The sequence below is a fragment of the Streptomyces sp. NPDC059668 genome (genome assembly GCF_042734135.1).
Classification (GTDB): Bacteria; Actinomycetota; Actinomycetes; order Streptomycetales; family Streptomycetaceae; genus Streptomyces.
Window position 1 is genome coordinate 58,552 of sequence record NZ_JBHWEL010000008.1, and the last position, 22,467, is coordinate 81,018.

The following is a 22,467-nucleotide window of genomic DNA, read 5'->3' on the forward strand; positions in this document are numbered from 1 at the left end:
CCGGCAGCCGGACCCGGCCCAGCGTCACCGTCTGCACCCGCACCCGCACCAGCACCAGCACCAGCACCAGCACCAGGGACGCTCCCCCGCGTGGTGGCGCGGCGCAGCGCCCGGCGGGCCGCGTCGCCCGGTCGGGCGCCCGGGGTGGCGGGGGTGGTCGGGGTCGCCCCGGTCGGCGGGCCCGGCTCGTCCGCGGCCGGCGCCGTCTGTCCCTCGCGTTCGCGGGCGGCCCGCAGGGCGCGGCGGGCCGCGTCGGCGGGGCGCGCGCCGTCGGTCGCGGGGTGTGGGGAACCTCCGGCGCGGGGCTCGCCCTGTCCGTCCGTTCCGGGGGTCTCCGGCCGTCCCTCGTCCGTGGCGGCGCTCACTCGGTCCTCCGGAGTGAGACCAGGTCCGACAGTTCTCGGTCGGTCAGCTCGGTCAGCGAGGCCTCTCCGGAGCCGAGGATCGCGTCGGCCAGCGCCCGCTTCGCTTCGAGCATCTCGGCGATGCGGTCCTCCACCGTGCCCTCGGTGATGAGGCGGTGGACCTGGACGGGCTGGGTCTGGCCGATGCGATAGGCGCGGTCGGTCGCCTGTTCCTCGACCGCCGGGTTCCACCAGCGGTCGAAGTGGACGACATGACCGGCCCGGGTGAGGTTCAGGCCGGTGCCCGCGGCCTTGAGGGACAGCACCAGGACCGGGGTCGCGCCGCTCTGGAAGCGGTCCACCATGCGTTCGCGTTCGGCGACCGGGGTACCGCCGTGCAGGAGCTCGACGGGGACGGCCCGCGCGGCGAGGTGCGCGGTGATCAGGCGGGCCATTCCCACGTACTGGGTGAAGACGAGTGCCGAGCCGTCCTCGGCCAGCAGGGTGTCGAGGAGTTCGTCGAGCAGGGCCAGTTTCCCGGAGCGCGTGGCGGGCCCGTGCGCGGCGGCCTGCGCGTCCTCCTTCAGGAACAGCGCCGGATGGTTGCACACCTGCTTGAGGGAGGTCAGCAGTTTGAGGACGAGCCCGCGCCGGGCGATGCCCTCGGCGGTCTCGATCGCGAGCATCGACTCACGGACCACCGCCTCGTACAGCGAGGCCTGTTCACGGGTCAGCGGCACCGGGTGGTCCGTCTCCGTCTTGGGCGGGAGCTCGGGGACGATCCCGGGGTCGGACTTCTTGCGGCGGAGCAGGAAGGGGCGGATCAGCCGGGCCAGGCGGGCCACCGCCTCGTCGTCCTCACCGTTCTCCACCGCGCGCGCGTGCCGGGCGCGGAAGGACTTCAGAGGGCCGAGCAGGCCGGGGGTCGTCCAGTCCAGGAGCGCCCACAGTTCGGAGAGGTTGTTCTCCACGGGGGTGCCGGTCAGGGCGACGCGCGCGGGCGACGGGATGGTCCGCAGGGCCTTCGCCGTCGCCGAGTACGGGTTCTTGACGTGCTGCGCCTCGTCCGCGACGACCATGCCCCAGGTCTGCTGGGCGAGCCGGGGGGCGGCCGAGCGCATCGTGCCGTAGGTGGTGAGGACGAAGCCTCCGTCGAGGTCGTCGAGGGTGCGATCGGGTCCGTGGAAGCGGCGGACGGGGACCCCGGGGGCGAAGCGGTTGATCTCCCGCTGCCAGTTGCCCAGCAGCGAGGCCGGGCAGACGACCAGGGTCGGTTCGGCGTGGGCCCGGCGCAGGTGCAGGGCGATGACGGTGATGGTCTTGCCCAGACCCATGTCGTCGGCGAGGCAGCCGCCGAGGCCGAGGGAGGTCATGAGGTCCAGCCAGGCGAGGCCCCTGAGCTGGTAGTCCCGCAGGCGGGCCTGGAGGCCCGGTGGCGGGTCCACGGGGGTGATGCCGGCCGTCAGACGGTCGCGCAGCACGGCGAGCGCGCCGACCGGCACGGCCTCGACCGTCTCGCCGTCGACCTCCGCGGTGCCGGTGAGCGCCACGGAGAGGGCGTCGACCGGGTCCAGCAGGCCCAGTTCCCGCTTGCGGGCCTTGCGGACGAGCGCCGGGTCGACCAGCACCCACTGGTCCCGCAGTCGGACGACCGGACGGTGGGCCTCGGCGAGCGCGTCCATCTCGGCCTCGGTGAGGGGATCTCCGCCGAGCGCCAACTGCCAGCGGAACTGGAGGAGTTCCTCGCTCTCGAAGAACCCGGTGCCGTCCGTGGCCGACCCGGGGGCGGAGCGGACCACCGCGGCCGCGCTCAGGTCGTGGGCGAGGTCCCGGGGCCAGTGCACGGCGACGCCGGCCGCGCCGAGGCGGGTGGCCGCGATGCCGAGCAGGTCGGACAGCTCCTCCTCGGAGAGCGCGAGGACGTCGGGCACGTCCTGCTCACCGAGCCGGTCCAGGGGAGGCCAGACACGGGCCGCGCGGCGCACGGCGAGTGCCGCGTCCACCCGGGCGCGCGGACCGAAGGTCGCGTCGGCCTCTCCCGCCCACAGCGCCGCGGCGTCGACGACGAGCGTCGGGTCGGCGAGGCTGTGCACCTGGACGACGGCGGCGCCGGCGCGGCGCGCTCCCTCGCCGTCGTCGAAGAGCTGGTACGCCGACAGGTCCAGGCGGAGCGAGATCCGTACGCCCGCGTCCATGCCGGCGGCGACCTCGGCGGCCCACGCGTGGGCGCCGGGCAGCCGCTGCGGTGCGCGGGCCGCGAAGGGCTTCCCCGAGGTGTGCGGAGCGGCGGGGGTACGCGGCAGGGTGTCGGCGACCGCGTCCAGGAAGGAGCGCATCAGCGCTTCCGGTTCGGGCAGCCGCAGGGGGCCCTTGCCGGGGAGGGGGACGGCGTGTCCCTCGTACGGCAGGGCGGCGGCGACCGCGCGGAGGTGCGCGATGTCCTCCGGGTCCAGCGGGCCCGCGCGCCAGGCGTCGAGGCCCTCGGGTGTCAGTCCGGGCAGCAGCCGGCCCCGCGCGACGAGGCGCAGCGCGTGCAGGGCCGCCGCGCCCCAGCAGGCGGTGGCGGGGTGGGCGGCGCGGTCGCGGCGGGCTCCGGCGAGCAGCGGCAGGGCCTCGGCGATCGGCAGGGTGAGCGCGGGGACGGTGCTCCGGCGGACCCCGGAACCGTGCGGTCGTACCACCGTGAGCCGGGTCTGGGCGCGGGACGGCCCGCTCGCGGCGTCGTCCGGGAAGGCCGATCCCCCGTCGGGGGAGGCCGGCGACCCCTCGTCCGGAGGGGTCGGCGCTCGGCCGTCCGGCGCGGGGAGTGGTCCGCCGTCCGACGCGGAGGGTGGTCCGCCGTCCGACGCGGGGAGTGGGCCGCCGTCCGGGTCCCAGAAGGCGACCCGGCCGTCACGCGGCAGGGGTGCGGGCAGGAACACGGCGGCGAGGCGCACCGGCACGGCGATGTCGCTCCTCGGGGCTGCCTCGCCCATACGTCCGGTCACCTCCCGCCCTCGGTCGCGTCAGTCGTCTTCGACTCTACGGGCGGGGTCTGACAACGGGTCCGGCGACGGCCCGGGACCGGCTCGTCACGGCACGGTGCGCGAGACGACGTACACCATGGGGTACGTCGGATTGGTCAGGTTCACGACGACGTCCTGCGTGGGCGCCGGGTCCTTCTGCTTGCGGGTGAACCCCCACCACTGGCCGGGGACCGAGAACTTCCAGCCGGTGACCTTCTGGTCGCGCGCACTGATCGTGACGTCGTCCTTCGTCAGCGTCTGCCGGTCGGCTCCCAGGCTGGCGAGGAAGGTGTCCAGGCCGGCGTTGGTGAGCTGGAACTGCGCGTAGAGGCGACTGGTCTTCCAGTTGTTGGTCTCGTAGAACGCGACCTTGGCGGCCGGGTGCGGGATCTCCACCTGGTAGAGGCGGCGCTGGACCTTCGACGGCCAGCCCGCCGTGAGACCGGTCGCCGAGTACTTGTCCTCCTTCTGCTTGCCGCTGTCGCGGCTCTGGTTGGCGGAGATCACCAGGTATCCGGCCGGCACGCCGATGAGCAGCACGATGATCAGCAGGGTCAGGGCGCGGCGGCGGAACTTGCGGCGCGGGTCCTCCGGCGGCCGCCGCGGTTCGTCCGGCGGCGACGCCTGGCGCGGCAGCGAGGCGGTCACGGCGTGCCCTGGGTCGTGCGACGGGACTCGGTGTAGCGCTCGTACCGCTCGTAGCGTTCCACGCGGCGGCGCTTGGCGCGGCGGAAGCGGCGGGCGACGAGGCGCGCGAGGTCGGCGGCGCCGACCATGCCGGCCTCGGGGCCGAGCTGGGCGCGGGCGATGCGGGCCTCGGGGCGGTAGCCGCGGCCGGTCAGGTGCCGGCGGAAGGCGTCGCGGGCCGGGCCGATCAGGAGGTCGTCGGCGGCGCTGACGCCGCCGCCGATGACGAAGCAGGAGGGGTCGAGGGCGGCCGCCAGGTTGGCGATGCCGACGCCGAGCCACTGGCCGATGTCCTGGAGCAGCTCGATGCACATGGCGTCGCCCTCGCGGGCCAGCTCGGTGATCATCGGGCCGGTGATGTCGGCGATGTTCCCCTTGACGTGCTCGATGATCCCGTACGCGACCGGGGAGTCCGCGGCGGCGAGTTCGCGGGCCTCGCGGACCAGCGCGTTGCCGGAGCTGTACTGCTCCCAGCAGCCGCGGTTGCCGCACGCGCAGCGGTGGCCGCCGGGGACCACCTGCATGTGACCGAACTCTCCCGCGACGCCGAACCTGCCGCGCCTGACCTGACCGTCCTCGAGGAGCGCGCCGCCGATGCCGGTACCGAGCGTGATCATGACGAGGTTGTCCTCGCCGCGGCCCGCGCCGAAGCGCCATTCCGCCCAGGCGGCGGTGTTGGCGTCGTTGTCGACCAGGACCGGTACGGCGAGGCGGCCGGCGAGGCGGTCGCGCAGGGGTTCGTTGCGCCAGGAGAGGTGGGGGGCGAAGAGGATGCGGTTGCGCTCCGCGTCGACCCAGCCCGCCGCGCCGATGCCGACCGCGTGCACGTCGTGCCGGTCGGAGAGGTCCAGGACCAGCTCCATGATGGTGTCCTCGACGACCTTGGGGCTCTTGGACTTGTCCGGCGTCTCGGCGCGGAGCTTCTCCAGGATGTTGCCGTCGGCGTCGACGACGCCCGCCATCACCTTCGTACCGCCGATGTCGATACCGACGGTGGGGACGCGGGGCGCCGTCAGGTGGGAACGGCGCTCGCGCGTCCCGACGGTCCGCAGGACGGTGGCCCGCGCGGAGCCGCGGTGTGCGAGGTCGCGGTAGGTGCTCATCGGGCCGATTCTGCCTCACGCCGCCGTGCTTCGCTCCGCCGGGGAGGCGTGGGGAGCGGGGGGTGGCTGTGGCGTGCGGTTACCTGCGGTGGCGGGTGGTGACGCGGGGCGATGAAACGGTGTCGCTCTCATGATGCGGGACCGTTGCGGCTCGTCGCGCGGTTCCCGGCGCCCCTGGGGAAGGACGCGCCCGCCCCGTCCGGGCAGCTGCGCCGGCCGATGAAATCCGTGGGCGGGTCTCATGATGCGGGACGGTTGTGGCTCGTCGCGTTGTTCCCCGCGCCCCTCGGGTGGGAGCCGTCGGCCAGGGTCCGAGAAGCGACGCCCGCCTGACGCTGACGGATACCCGGGCCGTTCCCGAAGCCGCGGGCCGGACATGGCCTGACGCGCGGTTCCCCGCACCCCCTTGCGCGGGGACCAGCCGGCCCCCGGCCGGGAAGCGATCCCTCCCCGGACGGGAAGCGGCGCCCCTCCCCGGCCCGCCCGATGCCGCCGAGCCGGGGCCTGGCCGGGGCCTGGCCTCGGCCTGACCGGGGCCTGACCGGGGCCTGATCCGGGCGGAGCCTGACGTATCGGCTACGTCGTGCGTTCCAGCTCGTGACGGAGGTCGTCCAGCTCGCTGCCGCCCGCCATCTGACGGGTGAGCTCGTCGAGGGTGATCTCCTCGCGCGTGTGGCTGCCGAACATCGCGCCGCGCTTGAGCAGCACGAAGCGGTTGCCCACCAGGTAGGCGTGGTGCGGGTTGTGGGTGATCAGGACGACGCCCAGTCCGGCGTCCCGGGCGGCGGCGACGTACTTGAGGACGACGCCGGACTGCTTCACACCGAGCGCGGCGGTGGGCTCGTCCAGGACGAGGACCTTGGCGCCGAAGTACACGGCGCGGGCGATCGCCACGCACTGGCGCTCACCACCGGACAGCGTGCCGATGGGCTGGTCGACGTCGCGCAGGTCGATGCCCATGCGCAGCAGCTCCGCGTGCGTGGTCCTGCGCATGAACTCGACGTCCATGCGCTTGAAGGGACCCGAGCCCTTCGACGGCTCCGAGCCGAGGAAGAAGTTCCGCCACACCGGCATCAGCGGGACGACGGCGAGGTCCTGGTAGACCGTGGCGATCCCGCGGTCCAGCGCCTCGCGCGGGGACGACAGCCGGGTCTCCTCGCCCTCGATGCGCAGCGTGCCCGCGTCGTGCTGATGGAGACCCGCGATGATCTTGATCAGCGTGGACTTGCCCGCGCCGTTGTCGCCGAGGACGCAGGAGATCTCCCCGGCGTGCACCACCAGCGAGACACCTTCGAGGGCGCGGATGTTGCCGTAGTACTTACTGACGTCGTCGAGCTCGACGAGTGGCGTGCCCTCCGTGGAGGCCGCTTCCGTCTTCTCCGTGTCCGTCGTCATTTCGTCACCTCCGCGCGCTTGCGGACCCAGTGGTTGAGCAGGGTCGCCAGGAGCAGCATCACTCCGAGGAAGAACTTGAACCAGTCCGGGTTCCATTCGGCGAACACGATGCCCTTGCTCACCATGCCGAAGATCAGCGCGCCGACCGCCGCGCCGACCGCGGAGCCGTAGCCGCCGGTGATCAGACAGCCGCCGATGACCGCCGCGATGATGTAGATCAGCTCGTTGCCGACGCCCTCACCGGACTGCACGACGTCGAACGAGAACAGCAGGTGCTGACCGGAGATCCAGGCGCCGAAGGCGACGCCCATGTAGAGGCCGATCTTGGTCTTGTTGACCGGGACACCGACCGCGCGGGCGGCCATCTCACCGCCGCCGACGGCGTAGATCCAGTTGCCGACGCGGGTGCGCAGCAGGATCCAGGTGGCCACGACGACCAGGGCCAGCCACCACAGGATGGTGATCTTGAAGTCGACGCCGCCGATCGTGAACGTCGAGGCGAAGACGTCCTTGGCGGAGGAGAACCCCTGCATGTCGGCGATCGACTTGGTGGAGACCGTGCCGCTGATCAGCTTGGTGAAGCCGAGGTTCATACCGGTCAGCATCAGGAAGGTGCCGAGCGTGATGATGAAGCTGGGCGGGTCGGTGCGGGTGAGCATGACGCCGTTGAAGACGCCGATCCCGAGCGTGACGACCAGCGACACGAGGACGCCGACCCAGACGTTCGCCGTCAGCTGGTAGCTGAGCATCGAGGAGATCAGCGCGGAGCTGGTCACCATGACACCCGCTGAGAGGTCGAACTCGCCGCCGATCATCAGCAGCGCGACCGGTACGGCCATGATGCCGATGGTCGACGAGGCGTACAGGACCGTGCTCAGGCTGGCGGCCCGTACGAAGCTGTCCGCGAAGATCGCGAAGAAGAGGAAGACCGCGATCGCGCCGACCACGGAGCCCAGCTCCGGCCGGCCCATGAGCTTGCGCAGCGGCGAGGTCTTCACGAGGCGCTCGTCGGCCTTGGTGCCGGGCGACGGCGCGGGTGCGGGTGCGGTCGCGGTCATCGGGTCCCCCGCTTCGTGTACTCCTCCAGCGCGGCGGCCTGATCCTTGGTGATGATCTGCGGTCCGGTGAGTACCGGCTTGCCGCCGCCGAGGACATCGGCGTTGTACTTGTAGAGCCAGAGCAGGTCCACGGCCTCGTACCCCTGGAGGTAGGGCTGCTGGTCGACGGCGAAGCCGAGCGTGCCGTCCTTGAGCTCCGCGGCCACCTTCGCGTTCAGGTCGAAGGTGTCGACCTCGGCGTCGCTGCCGGCGTCCTTCTTGGCCTTGACCGCGGTGTCCGCGTACGGGGCACCGAGCGTGACGACCGAGTCGATGGACTTGTCCGCCTGCAGCTTGGCACCGATGGAGGACTGCACGTCGGGCATGCTGGTGCCCTGGACGTAGAGGTCCTGCACGGTGCCGTGGAAGGTCTTCTTCACGCCCGCGCAGCGCTGCTCGTGGCCGACGTTGCCCTGCTCGTGCAGGATGCACAGGGCCTTCTTGCGGCCCCGCTTGTTGAGCTCGTCGCCGACCGCCTCGCCGGCGATGGTCTCGTCCTGGCCGATGTGGGTGAGCGCGCCGAACGCCTTGGACTGCTCGGAGCCGGAGTTCACCGTGACCACGGGGATACCGGCCTTCTCCGCGCGCGCCACGGCCGCCTTCATCGCGTCCGGCTTGGCCAGCGTGACGATGATTCCGTCGACCCGCTTGTCCACCGCGGCGTCGACGAGCTGCGCCTGCTGCTGCGCCTCGGCGTTGTGCGAGTACAGGAAGTTGATGTTGTCCTTGACGGCGGCCTGCTTGGCGCCGCTCTGCACGATGTCCCAGAACGTGTCGCCATCGCCCGAATGGGTGACCATCGCGAAGGTCCACCTGGGGGTGTCCACCGCGGCCCTGCCCTGGGCGGACGCCGCCTTGCGGGCGTCCTCGGCCCGCTTCCCGCCGGTGCTGCTGCATCCCGCGAGGGACGCCCCCAGCGCCCCTGCGAGCGCGATGCTTACCCAGGTCCGAGTCCGTGCCACGAGGCCGTGCCCTTCTTGCTGTGCTCCTTGGTGCGCCGGGGCCCGCGGAGCGGCCCGGCGGGCCGTTCCGTAGGCCCCGGGGGCCGGCCTCTCGCCGGCCCCAAACGCCCAAGTATCGAACACGGGGAGCATGCACCCCATCAGCGGGTCCCGCGCGCGGTGTACTTCTCGAGCTGCGGCGCGTCCTTCTCGGTGACGATGGCCGGGCCGGTGAGGACCGTCTTGCCGCCGCCGAGCACGTCGCCGTTGTTCTTGTAGAGCCACAGCATGTCGATGGCCTCGTAGCCCTGGAGGTAGGGCTGCTGGTCGACGGCGAAGCCGACCTCCTTGGCCTTGAGCCGCTTGACCACTTCGGCGTTCAGGTCGAAGGTGTCGATCTCGGCCTTGCTGCCCGCGTCGGCCTTGGCCTTGACGGCGACGGCGGCGATCGGGGCGCCCAGCGTGATCACGGCGTCGATGCCCTTGGTGGCCTGGAGCTTCGCCTCGATGGAGGACTGGCTGGCGGGCGCGTTGGTCCCGTCGACGTTGAGGTTCTCGACCGAGCCGTCGAAGGTCTTCTTCACACCGGCGCAGCGCTGCTCCAGGGAGACGTTGCCCTGTTCGTGGATGACGCAGACCGCCTTCTTGAGTCCGCGTTTGTTGAGTTCGTCACCGATGGCCTCACCGGCGACCGACTCGTCCTGGCCGAAGTGCGCGAGCGCCCCGAACTGCTTCGAGAACTCGGCGCCGGAGTTGATCGTGACGACCGGGATGCCGGCCGCCTCGGCCTTGGCGAGAACGTCCTTCATCGCCTCGGGCTTGGCCAGGGTGACGACGATGCCGTCGACCTTCTTGTCGATCGCGGCCTGGACGAGCTGGGCCTGACCGTTGGCTTCCTTGTCGTTCGAGTACAGGAAGTCGACGTTGTCCTTGCCGGCCGCCGCCTTGGCGCCGCTCTGGACGATGTCCCAGAAGGTGTCGCCCTCGCCGGAGTGCGTCACCATCGCGATCTTCAGGCGGGGCGTGCCGGCGGCCTTGCCGCTCCCGCTCCCGCTGCCACTCGCCTTGTCCTCCGAGTCCTTGCCGCCGGAGCTGCTGCACCCGGCCGCGAGCGCGATCACAGCTATCACCGCTGCTGCTGTTCGGGCTGTACGCATGGTGGGACCACCCTCTCTCCCGCCGCTCCTTTGCGGCTGAGGGGAGTTCTAGCTCCGGGTCCGCACACCAGTCAATGGGTTTGTCAGAACATTCTTACGATTGAGATTCGGCCACGCCCCAGCCGATTCCCATCCCCACCAGGAGCTTTCCGATCACGAGCGGAATTCACCACCCCGCGAAGATCCAAACATTCACAGCGGCATGAGGATTCACGGCCGCACGACAATTCACCGCCGTACACGGATTCACCGGTATAAGCGGATTCGCGGATTCACGGACGTACGAGGAGCTGGAACTCGAAGGAGTAGCGGGAGGCGCGGTAGGTGTGGGAGCCGAACTCCACCGCCCGCCCGGTGTCGTCGAAGGTGGTGCGCTGCATGGTGAGCAGCGGGGCCCCGGCGGGTTCGCCGAGCCGCTCCCCCTCCTCCTCGGTGGCCGCGCGGGCGCCGACGGACTGACGGGCGCTGTGCAGGGTGATGCCCGCGGCACGCATCAGCCGGTACAGCCCGGTGGCCTCCATCCGGGCGCTGTCCAGCTCCAGCAGGGCGGGCGGCAGGTAGTTGCAGAGGTACGCCATCGGCTCCCCGTGGGCGAGGCGGAGCCGCTCCACGCGGTGGACGTCACTGCCCTCGGCCACGCCCAGCGCGGCCGCGACCTCGGCGGACGCCGGCACGAGGGTGTTGACGAGCACCCGGGTCGCGGGGCGCTGCCCGGCCGCCTCCAGGTCGTCGTACAGGCTGCTGAGCTCCAGCGGGCGCTTGACCTGGCTGTGCACGACCTGGGTGCCGACGCCTCTGCGCCTCACCAGCAGTCCCTTGTCGACAAGGGACTGGATGGCCTGCCGGACGGTCGGCCGGGACAGGCCGAGCCGCCCGGCCAGCTCGATCTCGTTGCCGAGGAGGCTGCCCGGGGTCAGCGTTCCGTGCTCGATCGCGGCCTCCAGCTGCTGGGACAGCTGGAAGTACAGCGGGACCGGACTGCTGCGGTCGACGCTGAGCTGGAGCGACACGGTCGGGTCCACATCTGGTTTCGGCACGCGCCGAGCGTAGCTCCGGGAGATGTTGACGGGAAGTTGTGAAGTTCGATTGTCCGGACAAACCATTGACACGGCACCCGGCACGCCCTCAGTTTGTTCCCATGCGCATCGGACTCATCGGAACGGGTCGTATCGGCACATTTCACGCGACCACTCTTGACCGCCACCGCGAAGTCGGTTCCCTCATCGTCACGGACGCGGACCCCGTGCGGGCCCATGAGCTCGCGGACCGTCTGGGGGCCACGGCGGCACCCAGCGTGGACGAGATCTTCACCTGGGGCGTGGACGCCGTGGTCATCACCGCCTCCACCGCCGCCCACGCGGAACTGATCGGCCGGGCGGCGCGCTCCGGGCTCCCGGTGTTCTGCGAGAAGCCCATCGCCCTCGACCTGCCGGGCACGCTGGCCGCGCTCGCCGAGGTCGAGGCGGCCGGAACGGTCCTGCAACTGGGCTTCCAGCGCCGCTTCGACGCGGGGTACACGGCCGCGCGGGAGGCGGTGCGGTCGGGGCGGCTCGGACGGCTGCACACCGTGCGCGCGATGACGTCCGACCAGTCGCCGCCGCCGGCCGCCTATCTGCCGCTGTCGGGCGGGCTCTACCGGGACTGCCTGGTCCACGACTTCGACATGCTGCGCTGGGTGACGGGCCACGAGGTCGTCGAGGTGTACGCGATGGGCTCCGACGCCGGACCCGCCATGTTCCGCGAGGCGCGGGACATCGACACCGCCGCGGCCGTGCTCACCCTCGACGACGGCACCCTCGCGACGGCCACCGCGACCCGGATGAACGGCGCGGGCTACGACATCCGCATGGAACTGGCCGGCGAACTGGACCAGATCGGCGTCGGCCTGGACGACCGTACGCCGATCGCCTCCACCGAACCGGCCGGGCCGCCGCCCGCCGACAAGCCCTGGACCGGCTTCCTGGAACGCTTCGGCCCCGCGTACGAGGCCGAGCTCGCCGCGTTCGTCGAGGTCGTCCGCGGTGAACGCGCCAACCCGTGCGACGGGCACGAGGCCCTGCACGCGCTGCGCATCGCGGAGGCCTGCGAGCTGTCACGGCTGGAGCGGCGCCCGGTGCGGCTGGCGGAGATCCCCGGCGGACGGGACTGAGCCCGGATCGCGGCCGGCCCGGAACGCGGGGGTCCGGAACGCGGGGGTCCGGATCACGGCGGGCCCGGATCACGGCGGGCCCGGATCACGCGGTGCGGCTCCCAGTCCGGGGCGGCACCGGCGCGACCGGAGCACTGGCACTCACCAGCGCACCGGCAGACGGCGCACGCCGCGCATCAGCATCCCGGGCAGCGGTTCGCCCGGGGGCCCGTCGAGAGCGAGGTCCGGACAGCGCTCCAGCAGCGAGCGCAGCGCGACCCGCGCCTCCAGCCGGGCCAGGGGCGCGCCCAGGCAGTGGTGGATGCCGTGCCCGAAGGCGAGGTGGCCGCGGGGGGCGCGGCGGATGTCGAAGCGGTGCGGGTCGGGGCAGTGCGCCGCGTCGCGGTTGGCGGCGTCGAGTCCGATCATCACCGGGTCCCCCACCGCGATGGCCCGGCCGCCGATCTCCATCGGCTCCGCCGCGTAGCGGTACGTCGCCGTCTCGACCGGTCCTTCGAAGCGCAGCACCTCCTCCACCGCCCCGTCCAGCAGGCTCATGTCGGCGCGCAGCGCGGCGAGTTGGCCGGGGTGGGCGAGCAGGGTGTGCACCCCGTTCGTGATCAGGTTGACCGTCGTCTCATGGCCCGCGACCAGCAGGATGAACGCCATACCGCGCAACTCGCCGCGGGAGAGCCGGTCGCCGTCCTCGGCCCGGGTACGGATGAGGTCGCCGAGCAGATCGCCGGCGGGCGCCGTGCACCGCTTGTCCTCGATCAACTCGTCCAGATATCCGGCCAGTTCCTTCACGGCCGCGAACTCGCCCACGCCGTCCGCCGGTGTCACGATCTCGTTCGACATCCTGCGGAACGCGGCCCGGTCGATGTCGGGCACCCCCAGCAGCTCGCAGATGACGGTGATCGGCAGCGGATAGGCGAAGGAGTCCACCAGGTCCGCGCGCCCCGCGGGCAGCATCGCGTCCAGCAGCTCGTCCGTGATCTGCTGGACACGCGGGCGCAGCGCCGCCACCCGGCGCATGGTGAACGCGCCCGAGACGAGTGAGCGCAGCCGGGTGTGTTCGGGCGGGTCGGTGACGAGCACATGGCGGCCCATCAGCTCGTCCTCCAGGGAGGTCAGCCCCGTCTTGGTGCTGTCCTTGGACAGTCTCGGGTCGGCCAGCGCGGCCCGCGCCTCCTCGTACCCGACGACGAGCCAGCACTCGTACGCGCCGGGGGCGGGCATGCGCACCCAGTGGACGGGGCCCCGCTCGCGCAGCTCCGCGTACACCGGATAGGGGTCCTTCGTGAACCGCGTACCGTACTCACCGAGGTCGATCATGGCTCCACCCTCCCGTTGCCCGGAACAACGCGCGGGGTCCGCGCTCAGTGCCCGCCCTCCTCCAGAAGTCCGGCGTCGTACGCCAGCAGGGCGATCTGGACGCGGTTGTTGAGTCCGAGCTTGGCGAGGATGCGGGAGACATGGGTCTTGACGGTGGCGACGCTCATGTACAGCTCGCCGGCGATCGCCGCGTTGGACGCGCCCCGGCCGACGGCGACGGCGACCTCCCGTTCACGGTCGTTGAGGGCGGCGATCCGGTCGCGGGCGGTGCTGCGGCGGGTGTCGGCGGAGCCACCGGCCGCCTGCTCCATCAGCCGGCGGGTGACGGTGGGCGACAGCACCGGGTCGCCGGCCGCGACCCGGCGTACCGCGTCGACGATGTCGGCGGGCGGGGTGTCCTTGAGGACGAACCCGGCGGCGCCGGCGCGCAGCGCCCGCAGTACCTGCTCGTCGGCGTGGAAGGTGGTGAGGACCACGACCTGTGGGGCGTCCTGACGACCGCGCAGCCGCTCGGTGGCCGCGAGGCCGTCGACCGTCGGCATCCGGATGTCCATCAGGACGACGTCCGGGCGGGTGCGGTCGACGAGCGCCTCGACCTCGCTGCCGTCGGCGGCCTCGCCGACGATCTCGATGTCCTCGGCGCCGCCCATCATGAGGGACAGGCCCGCCCTCACCAGCGGATCGTCGTCGACCAGAAGCAGTCGGATCGCTTTCATGGTGCCTACCGTAGTGATTCCGGGGGACGATTCCGTCCCCCGAACCCTGTCCGGCGACTACGGTCGGTCGACCGGGGCCGACGCACCACGCCGGCCGACCGTGCGACGTGACAGCCGACCTCGGAGGAGTTTCCCAGTGCGCTACCGGCTCTTGGGCCGTACCGGCCTTCGTGTCTCCGAACTGTTCCTCGGCGCCATGACGTTCGGGGAGCAGGACGGGGTGGGCGCGCCGAAGGAGGAGTGCGCGCGGATCCTCGACGCGTACGCGGAGGCCGGCGGGAACGTGGTCGACACCGCCGTCAACTACCGTGGCGGGGCCAGCGAGGAGATCGTGGGCGGGTTGCTGAAGGGGCGGCGCGACCGCTTCGTGCTCTCCACCAAGTACACGATCTCCCGGGACGGAGCGGACCCGAACGCCGCCGGGAACCACCGCAAGAACCTGGCCCTCTCCCTGGAGACGAGCCTGCGGCGGCTGGGGACCGACTACATCGACGTCTACTGGGTGCACATCTGGGACCGGAACACCCCGGTCGAGGAGACGATGCGCGCGCTCGACGACGCCGTACGGTCCGGGAAGGTCCTGTACGTGGGCATCTCGGACGCCCCGGCCTGGGTGGTGGCACGGGCCAACACCCTCGCGGAGTGGCGGGGTTGGTCACCGTTCGCCGCGCTCCAGGTGCCGTACAGCCTGCTGAGCCGGGACGCCGAGCGCGAACTCCTGCCGATGGCCGAGGCGTTCGGCATGTCGGTCGCCGCGTGGAGTCCGCTCCAGAACGGCATCCTGTCCGGCAAGTACACCCGGCCGGGCGGTGTGCTCCCAGGCACGGCGACCCGGCTCTCCCCGGAGGCCATCGGGGAACTGGAGCGGAGCGTGGCCGAGGCCGTCCAGAAGGCGGCCGACGAACTCGGTGCCACTCCGGCCCAGGTCGCCATCGCCTGGACGATGGCCCGCTCCCCCGCCGTGCACCCCATCGTGGGCGCCCGCCACGTCACCCAGCTCGTCGACAACCTCGGCGCGGCCGAACTGACCCTGCCCACCGAGCTGGTGACCGGCCTGGAGGAGGCCACCGGCTTCCGCACCGGCTTCCCGACCGATTTCATCGACGAGACGTCGGCCTGGGTGTACGGAACGGCGGGCCGCCGGGTGATCCCCCGTACACCCTGAGACAACCGGAAACCGCTCGAACCACGCACTCTCCGCACCCGACGACGCACGCGAGGGGCCGTGCCGGTACGTCGAGCCCGTCGCTTACGCCCGGATCGAGCAGCGGCTCCCTCGCCCGGCCCACGTCTGATCCAGCGGCGACGGACTCGACGTACCGGCACGGCCCCACCCCACCCCCGCCCGCTCAAGGCCGCCTCCCCGCCCGCCCGTTCAGGGGGTACCCCACGGCAACCAGGCCCGCACCTCGAACCCCCCGTCCCCCTCCGCCCCGTGCGACAACCGCCCACCCGCGAGGACCGCGCGCTCGGTCAGTCCGATCAGCCCCTGCCCGGACCCCGGCACGTGCGGCACCTCTCCCGACGGTGCCGGATTGCGGACGGACACGGTCAGACCGTCCCCGAACCCGCCCGAGACACGGACGGTGACCTCCGCGCCCGGCGCGTGCTTACGGGCGTTGGTCAGCCCTTCCTGGGCGATGCGATAGGCGGTGCGGCCGACGGAGGCGGGCACGTCCGTCGGATCGGCGACGAGCTGATCGAGGACCACCTTCATACCCGCCTCCCGCGACTCCGCGACCAACGCGTCGAGGGCCGCGAGCGTCGGCTGCGGCCGCCCCGCGTCGTCGGCGTCGCCCGCCCGCAGCACGCCGATGATCTCCCGCAGGTCCTGCAACGCCTCGTGCGCGCTCTCCCGGATCACCCCCGCGGCCCGCGCGACCTCCTCGCGAGGCGCGTCCGGCCGGAACTCCAGCGCCCCCGCGTGCACGCTCAGCAGCGTCAGCCGGTGGGCCAGCACGTCGTGCATCTCGCGCGCGATGGCCTCGCGGGCCAGCCGCTGCGCCTGCTCGACCCGCAGCGCGGCCTCCGTCTCGGCCCGCCGCGCCCGGTCCCGCAGACTCAGCATGAGCTGGCGCTTGGAGCGTACGAACATGCCCCAGCCGACCACCGCGGCGGTCAGCAGCGCGGTGACCAGCACCGCGGCGAGGTACGGCAGATCGGGGTCGGGGCGCAGCCAGAAGTACGCGGGGAGCAGGGCGAGCTGGCTGCCGGCGACCCAGGCCACGTACGGGAAGGGCCGGTGCACGGCGAGGGTGAAGAGGGCGACCAGCCCGGCGCCGCCCGCGGTGTTCGAGACCATCCCGACGGGGATCATCGCCAGGGCCAGCCCCAGCGGCCAGCGCCGCCGCAGCCAGACCGCGGCGCAGGCGAGCCCGCCGAGCCACTGGTCGGCGACGGCCAGACCGTGCGGGATGTTCGGGTCGCCCGTCAGCGTGTCCGCGGCGAGCGCTCCGATGAGGACGGCCAGCAGAAACCATCCGAAGTCGACGATCCAGTCGCGCACGGTCCGCCGGGGGCGCCCGCCCCTCCCGGTCCGTCCGGGGTCGAGCTCGGCGGCCACGGCCGACGGCAGCAGCCAGCGCCGCCCGGGCAGGAGCAGCGCCGGGGCCACCGGCAGGCCCGGCGCGGACAGGTTCCCCGGCAGGGGCGGTGGATGGTCAGCGGTCACGGTCGACAAATCTACGCAGTCGGGTCCGCCACGACCTCCTTCCGCCCGGCATCTGCGACCAAAGTCGCAGAGCCGGGGACTTTCGTCCCGCCTCCTCGCCCGCGTGCGGACTTCAGGACGGGCATGCCTCGCCCCGCGGCCGGTGGACATGGGGGGTCCGCGGGGCGAGGGTCCTGCCGTGAGACGAACACGCGAGGGGGCGCCCGGCGGCGCCCGGCGCCCTCACGCCGGCGCGGGACGTTCTCGTCCCGTCGCACGGGACGAGAGGCCGCCGGCGAGGGTGGGGCCTCGCACGGCGGCTCGGAGTCCTCGACGGCCACGGGAGAGCGCCGTTCTCCTCGCCCTTCCGTCCTCCCGTTCGCCCTGTTCGCCGCCGGGAGCCGGAGGTCCGGCCGAGCACGGACCGGACCTCCGGTGAAGCGGGTCGCCCTCGGATCAGCAGCTGAAGTTGATCAGCTTGAACGTGACGTAGTGGTCCGAGGTGTAGTAGTCCTCACGGGTCTTCTTGCCGGTCACGATGCGCTTGGCGCCACGCGTCGAGGAGCCCGGCGTGATGACGGTGTACTCGTGGTAGTAGCCGGTGGACTGACCGGGCAGGACGCCCTCGCGGTTCTGGAAGACGACCCCGTCCTGCGAGTACGGGAAAGGGCCTCCGGAGGCGATCAGGTCCAGTGTGTCGTACGCCTGCGACGGCAGCTTGCCGTAGCAGATGCTGCCCACCGCGGCGGCCGAGGCGTGGGCGGGGACGACCGTGCTCCCGCCGACGAGCAGCGCGGACATGAGAGCGACCAGGGAACCGATGCGAGTGATTCGTGGGGGGAATCTCATGCACCCTAGAATGACGCGCGTAGACAGTGACATGTCAATGTCAAGGTCGATGATTTCTCCCGTCGAGTCCGATGAGTTTTCCGCGAGTTAACCTGCCGCCCGGCGTCCCCACACGGTCCCGGCGACGACGAGAACGCCGCCCAGCAGCCCCGCGGCGCCGAGTCGTTCGCCGCCGAGCGCGATGCCCGCGGCGGCGGCCCACAGCGGCTCGGTGCCCAGCAGCAGACCGACCCGGGACGGCGAGGTCCGGCGCACGGCCCACATCTGCACGAAGAAGGCGAAGAGCGTGCAGAACACGGCGAGGAACAGCAGGCCGGCCCACTCCCGTGCCCCGAAGTCCGCGGCCGCGCCCCAGGGCGTGGTGCCGGCGCCGGCCGACAGCAGCGCGAACACGAGTACCGCGGTGCCCAGTTGGACCGTGGTCAGCGGTAGCGCGGCGGCGCCACGGACCGCCTTGCTGCGGGACATGACGAGTACGTGCACGGTCCGGGCGGCCGCCGCCAGCAGCATCAGCAGATCCCCCGGCGAGGGGCGGGTGAAGCCACCGCTCTGGGTCAGCAGGACCACGCCGAGCACGGAGAGCCCGGCCGCGGCGAGGAAGGCGCGGGCGGGCCTGACACGGGTCACGGCCGCCTCGGCGAGCGGCGTGAAGATCATGGTGAGGCTGATGACGAGGCCCGCGTTGGTCGCCGAGGTGTGCACGACGCCGTAGGTCTCCAGAAGGAAGATCCCGCTCAGGATCAGGCCCAGCACGGCGGCCCCGCGCCACTGCGCGGCGCTCAGCGCGCGCAGGGAGCGCCATCCCACCGCCACCAGCACCGGCAGCGCGACGGCGAAGCGCAGCACCAGTACGGCGATCACCGTCCGCGCGGTGGTGACGTCCTTGGCCGCGAGATAACTGGCTCCCCAGACCACCGCGACGAGCAGCAGGGGGAGGTCGGTGAGCCACGCGCGGCGGGGCGCGAGCGCGCCGGGTACGGCGATCGTCGACATGGGAGCGGTCTCCAGCGGGGCGGGCGCGGGCGTGGAGACGACACCGGCTCGCACGGGGGGACGATCACCGTACCGACGGGAACGCGTGAGGGCTACACCTTTCCGGGGGACACGGCGGTCTCCCCGTTAGGCCGTGCGCGGCACCTTCGGCGGTAGTGTGCGGTGGACGTTGCAGTTTGCACATGCCGAGGCGTCCTGCGTCATGACCGGCCACGTCATCCACGGTGAGGGACGATGATCGTATCGGTGGTGTCGATGCCGGAGGGCGTCGTCGTGCGCACGGACCTGGAGGGGGCCCGCGAGCGCCTGACGGCCTCCGGTTTCGTGATCGTGGACGTCGACCTGGGCGAGGATCCCCCGCCCGGCGCCGACCGGCCCCTGTCGCGCCGGCTCGGGCTGGACGACGAGATCTGGGAGTGGCTCGGCGAACGTCAGGAGCACGCGCGCGCCCACTTCCACGAGGGCGCGGCCGCGGGCATCGTCCCCGTGGTCTGCGGCGACCGGATCGTCTACGTCCAGATCCACGCGGACGAGGACCACGTGATCACGGTCCATCGCGGGCCCGTGGAGCTGATCGACACCTTCGTCGAACGGCTGCGGCACGACCGGCCCGTCGACTCGGTCACCGCGCTGTATCTGATCCTCCAGGGCGTCCTGGAGAGCTTTCGCCGGGCCGTCACGGCGGCTCACCTGGAGGTCGAGGACCTGGAGGAGGCGATGTTCGAGGAACGGCAGCCGCAGCACGCCCAGGCGCTGGCCCGGCTGCGGCGGCGCGCGGCCCGCCTGCACCGCGTGTTCCTGCCCTACGCCTCGGTCGTCCAGGAGATCCTTGTCCGCCGGCGGATGACCGCTCACGGCATCCCGGAGGAGCGGCGGGCGATGAACAGCTTGCACGAGCACACGGTGCGGCTCGTGCTGCTGGAGATCGAGTCGCTGCGGGACGCGACCCGGCGGGCGGCGGGCAGTTACGCGTCGATCGTCGCCGATCAGCAGAACCTCGTGATCAACAGGCTCACCGTCGTCTCGATGATCTTCCTGCCGCTGTCGTTCCTGACCGGGTTCTTCGGCATGAACTTCAGCTTCCTGACCAACCGCCTTTCGAGCGAGGACTCCTTCCTGGCGCTCGGGCTGGGACTGCAGGCCGCTTCCGTGGTCGCCGCGCTCTACTACGTGCTCTACCGCACGCACTGGCGCCAGCTCAGGGACAGCCGTTCCCGCGACGCCGCCGACGACGGGCTCTGACGCCCGTCGGCGACCGGCTCTGACGCCCGTCGGCGAGGCCCCCGCGCGCCGGCGGGGGGGGGGGCGCGGGGGGGGGGCGCGGCGCCGCACGGCGCGGAGTCAGCCGCCGAGCTCCTGGTGCCTGGCCTCCAGACCGGCCGCCCCCTCCTGCGTCAGTGAGCCGAACAGCCGCAGCCGGGAGATGCCGCCGTCCGGGAAGATGTCGACGCGCGCGTGGGTGCCGACGGCCGGCGCGGCGAGCGGGAAACGGTGGTTGGTGTCGGGCTGGAGGCGGGTACGGGGGAGGATCTCCCTCCACTCGCCGTCCTCGCCGTCCCGCACCGACACCGACGCCCAGCCCGCGCTGTTGCCCTTCAGGTAGGCCGTGTCGATCTCCAGGGCGCGGATCTCGGACCGTGCGACGAGCCGGTAGCGGATCCAGTCGTGCCCGGTGTCGCGGCGGCGGCGTGTCTCCCAGCCGTCGTCCATCTTGTGGGAGCGCCCCGGCTGGATGGTGTTGGTGGCGGGCGAGTAGAAGCGGTCGGAGGCGTCCTCGGCCCGGCCGCCGTTCTCCAGGGCGACGACGTCGAACGTGCCGAGCGCGGAGAGCCACGCCGGGTCGGGGACGACCTCTCCGTGGACCCGCAGGCGCGCGATGCCGCCGTCGGGGTGCTGGTTGACGCGCAGGTGCGTGAAGCGCTGTTCGACGTCGACGGCGAAACCGTTCGCCGCGTGGCCGCCGACCGCCGTGCGCGGGACGAGGGTCGTCCACTTCACGTCGTCCGCCAGCAGTTCCCGCGGTGACGGGGACCCGGGCATCGACACGCCCTCGACCGACACCGCCTGCGGGTAGTTGCCGCGGAAGTGGGCCGTGTCGACGACGATGCCGCGGATCACTCCGGGCGCGCCGAGGCGGACCAGCGCCCAGTCGTGGTCCTCGGCCGTCGGCCACGGGTGCTCGGCCGAGACGCCGCGCCTGCGGCGGGTCTCCCAGCCGTCCATGATCTTGCCCTTGTGCCCGAAGTGCTCGGGGTCGAACTCGGCGCGCCCGGGCACGAGGAGGTTCTCCCGCTCGGCGAAGAACTCGTCGTTGGCGGCGACGACGCCCGCGCCGAGCCGCCGGTCCGCGAGGTCGGCGTCCTGCGCGAACGGGAAGTCGGCGGTGCGGTAGTCGGCGTACGGGTCGCCGCCGCCGTAGGGGTTCGCGTCGCCGGTGAAGCGGGGAATCGCCGTCACGATGATCAGGTCTGCCTTTCGGGAGTCGGCCGGTGCGGGAGCACGTGCGGGTGCGGGTGCCGGTACAGCGGGTGCCTGTACAGCGGCTGCGGGTACGTCTCGTGGCCACGGACGCCGTGGACGGGCACCGTGGCCGGGGACGGCTACGGGGGTCATGGGCGCCGTGAGAGGAGTTCGCCCGCCGGCTCGGTGAACCGGCCCTCGGACATGACGCGTTCGCCACGCAGCCAGGTGGACTTCACGACCCCGCTGAGGGTCCTGCCCGCATAGGCCGTGACCCGGTTGCGGTGTTCCAGTGCGGCGGGGTCGACGGTGAATGTCTCGTCGGGCGCGAGGACGGCGAAGTCGGCGTCGTGGCCCGCCCGGATGGCCCCCTTGCGGTGGTCGAGGCCCACCAGTCGCGCCGTACGTGTGGACATCCAGCGGACCACGTCCTCCAGGCCGTGGCCGCGCCTGCGGGCCTCGGTCCAGACGGCCGGCAGGCTCAACTGAAGGCCGGAGATACCGCCCCAGGCGGTCGCGAAGTCGTCGGTCTTCAGGTCGGCCGTCGACGGCGAGTGGTCGGTGACGACACAGTCGATCGTGCCGTCGGCCAGCGCCTGCCACAGGAGGTCCTGGTTGGCGGCCTCGCGGATGGGCGGACAGCACTTGAACTCGGAGGCGCCGTCCGGGACTTCCTCCGCGGTGAGCGTGAGGTAGTGCGGGCAGGTCTCCACGGTGAGCCGGACGCCCTCGGCCTTCGCCGCGGCGATCAGGGGCAGCGCGTCGCAGGACGACAGATGCAGCACGTGTACGCGCGCGTCGAGACGCCGGGCCTGCGCGATCAGGTTCCCGATGGCGGTGTTCTCGGCGTCGCGCGGGCGTGAGGCGAGGAAGTCGGCGTACCGCCGGCCGCCCTTGTGGGGGGCGGCGTCCAGGTGGTGCGGGTCCTCGGCGTGCACGATCAGCAGGCCGCCGAACCCCGAGATCTCGGCGAGGGACCGGGCGAGCCGGTCCTGGTCGAGCTCCGGGAACTCCTCCACGCCGGACGGCGACAGGAAGGCCTTGAAGCCGAACACACCCGCGTCGTGCAGGGGGCGCAGGTCCTTGACGTTGTCGGGCAGCGCGCCGCCCCAGAAACCGACGTCGACGTGCGCCTTGGTGCGCGCCACGTCCTGCTTCGTACGGAGGTGGTCGACCGTCGTCGTCGGCGGGAGGGAGTTGAGCGGCATGTCGACGATCGTGGTGATGCCACCGGCGGCCGCGGCCCGCGTCGCCGTCCAGAAGCCCTCCCACTCCGTGCGGCCGGGATCGTTCACGTGCACGTGGGTGTCGACGAGCCCCGGAAGGAGGACGTCGTCCCCGAAGTCCTCCAGGCGGGCGCCGGACGGCACCTCGGCGTCGTACGCGAGCACGGCCGCGATCCTGCCCCCGGCGACCGCGACCGAGGCGGCGCGTGTTCCCTCGGGAGTGATGACACGCGTCGAGCGCAGCATCAGCTCGACCCCTCCGACCTCCGACACCCGGACCCCTCTCTCCGCCGCTGTCGCCTTCCGGTACCGCTGTTTACTTCCACGTAACGGAATTCAACGTTCTGTTGAAGAAGTCTTCACTCCCACCCTCTCGCCGTC

At 72.1% G+C, this 22,467-nt stretch carries 18 protein-coding genes; 3 read left to right on the forward strand and 15 right to left on the reverse strand.

The window, feature by feature from the left end; all coding sequences use genetic code 11:
• Positions 1-361: 361 nt before the first annotated feature.
• From ACFV2J_RS08995 to ACFV2J_RS09030, 8 genes are all read right to left on the reverse strand, one after another.
• Positions 362-3,319, reverse strand: a complete 2,958-nt coding sequence (locus tag ACFV2J_RS08995) for an SNF2-related protein (RefSeq protein ID WP_385437882.1) — start codon at positions 3,317-3,319, stop codon at positions 362-364.
• Positions 3,320-3,415: 96 nt separating this feature from the next.
• On the reverse strand, positions 3,416-3,997 hold the full coding sequence (locus tag ACFV2J_RS09000) for a sugar kinase (protein WP_385437884.1): 582 nt from the start codon (positions 3,995-3,997) through the stop codon (positions 3,416-3,418).
• Complete coding sequence (locus ACFV2J_RS09005) at positions 3,994-5,139, reverse strand: ROK family glucokinase (RefSeq protein ID WP_148013102.1); 1,146 nt, start codon at positions 5,137-5,139, stop codon at positions 3,994-3,996. Before ACFV2J_RS09005 ends, ACFV2J_RS09000 begins: the two co-directional genes overlap by 4 nt.
• 576 nt (positions 5,140-5,715) lie before the next feature.
• Positions 5,716-6,534, reverse strand: a complete 819-nt coding sequence (locus tag ACFV2J_RS09010; protein WP_385090680.1) for an ATP-binding cassette domain-containing protein — start codon at positions 6,532-6,534, stop codon at positions 5,716-5,718.
• Positions 6,531-7,592 carry an ABC transporter permease gene (locus ACFV2J_RS09015; RefSeq protein WP_385437889.1) on the reverse strand — a complete coding sequence of 354 codons (1,062 nt, stop codon included), beginning with the start codon at positions 7,590-7,592 and terminating at the stop codon, positions 6,531-6,533. Before ACFV2J_RS09015 ends, ACFV2J_RS09010 begins: the two co-directional genes overlap by 4 nt.
• Positions 7,589-8,593: a sugar ABC transporter substrate-binding protein gene (locus ACFV2J_RS09020; RefSeq protein ID WP_385090683.1), complete on the reverse strand. Its 1,005-nt coding sequence runs from the start codon at positions 8,591-8,593 to the stop codon at positions 7,589-7,591. Before ACFV2J_RS09020 ends, ACFV2J_RS09015 begins: the two co-directional genes overlap by 4 nt.
• Before the next feature lie 140 nt (positions 8,594-8,733).
• Positions 8,734-9,729: a sugar ABC transporter substrate-binding protein gene (locus ACFV2J_RS09025; protein ID WP_385090685.1), complete on the reverse strand. Its 996-nt coding sequence runs from the start codon at positions 9,727-9,729 to the stop codon at positions 8,734-8,736.
• 272 nt (positions 9,730-10,001) lie between these two features.
• Positions 10,002-10,739 (reverse strand): GntR family transcriptional regulator, encoded by a 738-nt coding sequence (locus ACFV2J_RS09030; RefSeq protein WP_385437983.1) that lies wholly within the window; start codon positions 10,737-10,739, stop codon positions 10,002-10,004.
• A 128-nt stretch (positions 10,740-10,867) separates the two neighbouring features.
• On the opposite strand from ACFV2J_RS09030, the gene ACFV2J_RS09035 reads away from it, so the two are divergent.
• Positions 10,868-11,878: a Gfo/Idh/MocA family oxidoreductase gene (locus tag ACFV2J_RS09035; protein WP_385090691.1), complete on the forward strand. Its 1,011-nt coding sequence runs from the start codon at positions 10,868-10,870 to the stop codon at positions 11,876-11,878.
• 141 nt (positions 11,879-12,019) lie between these two features.
• Here the strand turns inward: ACFV2J_RS09035 and ACFV2J_RS09040 are convergent, their stop codons facing one another.
• Both ACFV2J_RS09040 and ACFV2J_RS09045 read right to left on the reverse strand, forming a co-directional pair.
• On the reverse strand, positions 12,020-13,192 hold the full coding sequence (locus ACFV2J_RS09040; protein ID WP_385090694.1) for a cytochrome P450: 1,173 nt from the start codon (positions 13,190-13,192) through the stop codon (positions 12,020-12,022).
• 44 nt (positions 13,193-13,236) lie between these two features.
• Positions 13,237-13,908, reverse strand: coding sequence for a response regulator (locus ACFV2J_RS09045; protein WP_385090697.1), 672 nt, complete (start codon positions 13,906-13,908; stop codon positions 13,237-13,239).
• Positions 13,909-14,044: 136 nt separating this feature from the next.
• Between ACFV2J_RS09045 and ACFV2J_RS09050 the strand changes: the two genes are divergently transcribed.
• Positions 14,045-15,073 (forward strand): aldo/keto reductase, encoded by a 1,029-nt coding sequence (locus ACFV2J_RS09050; RefSeq protein WP_385090699.1) that lies wholly within the window; start codon positions 14,045-14,047, stop codon positions 15,071-15,073.
• A gap of 210 nt (positions 15,074-15,283) precedes the next feature.
• Here ACFV2J_RS09050 and ACFV2J_RS09055 read toward each other — a convergent pair whose 3' ends face one another.
• The 3 genes from ACFV2J_RS09055 to ACFV2J_RS09065 form a co-directional block, all read right to left on the reverse strand.
• Entirely contained in the window at positions 15,284-16,588 is a 1,305-nt protein-coding gene (locus ACFV2J_RS09055) for a histidine kinase (protein WP_385098359.1), read from the reverse strand.
• 426 nt (positions 16,589-17,014) lie between these two features.
• Positions 17,015-17,407: a ribonuclease domain-containing protein gene (locus ACFV2J_RS09060; RefSeq protein ID WP_385097669.1), complete on the reverse strand. Its 393-nt coding sequence runs from the start codon at positions 17,405-17,407 to the stop codon at positions 17,015-17,017.
• An 87-nt stretch (positions 17,408-17,494) separates the two neighbouring features.
• Positions 17,495-18,400 carry a DMT family transporter gene (locus ACFV2J_RS09065; protein ID WP_385097672.1) on the reverse strand — a complete coding sequence of 302 codons (906 nt, stop codon included), beginning with the start codon at positions 18,398-18,400 and terminating at the stop codon, positions 17,495-17,497.
• A gap of 234 nt (positions 18,401-18,634) precedes the next feature.
• Between ACFV2J_RS09065 and ACFV2J_RS09070 the strand changes: the two genes are divergently transcribed.
• Positions 18,635-19,642, forward strand: coding sequence for a CorA family divalent cation transporter (locus tag ACFV2J_RS09070; RefSeq protein ID WP_385437896.1), 1,008 nt, complete (start codon positions 18,635-18,637; stop codon positions 19,640-19,642).
• Positions 19,643-19,741: 99 nt separating this feature from the next.
• Here ACFV2J_RS09070 and alc read toward each other — a convergent pair whose 3' ends face one another.
• Together alc and allB are read right to left on the reverse strand one after the other, a co-directional pair.
• Positions 19,742-20,857 carry an allantoicase gene (gene alc, locus ACFV2J_RS09075; RefSeq protein WP_385088534.1) on the reverse strand — a complete coding sequence of 372 codons (1,116 nt, stop codon included), beginning with the start codon at positions 20,855-20,857 and terminating at the stop codon, positions 19,742-19,744.
• Between the two features lie 152 nt (positions 20,858-21,009).
• Complete coding sequence (gene allB / locus ACFV2J_RS09080) at positions 21,010-22,332, reverse strand: allantoinase AllB (RefSeq protein WP_385088536.1); 1,323 nt, start codon at positions 22,330-22,332, stop codon at positions 21,010-21,012.
• Positions 22,333-22,467 lie beyond the last annotated feature (135 nt).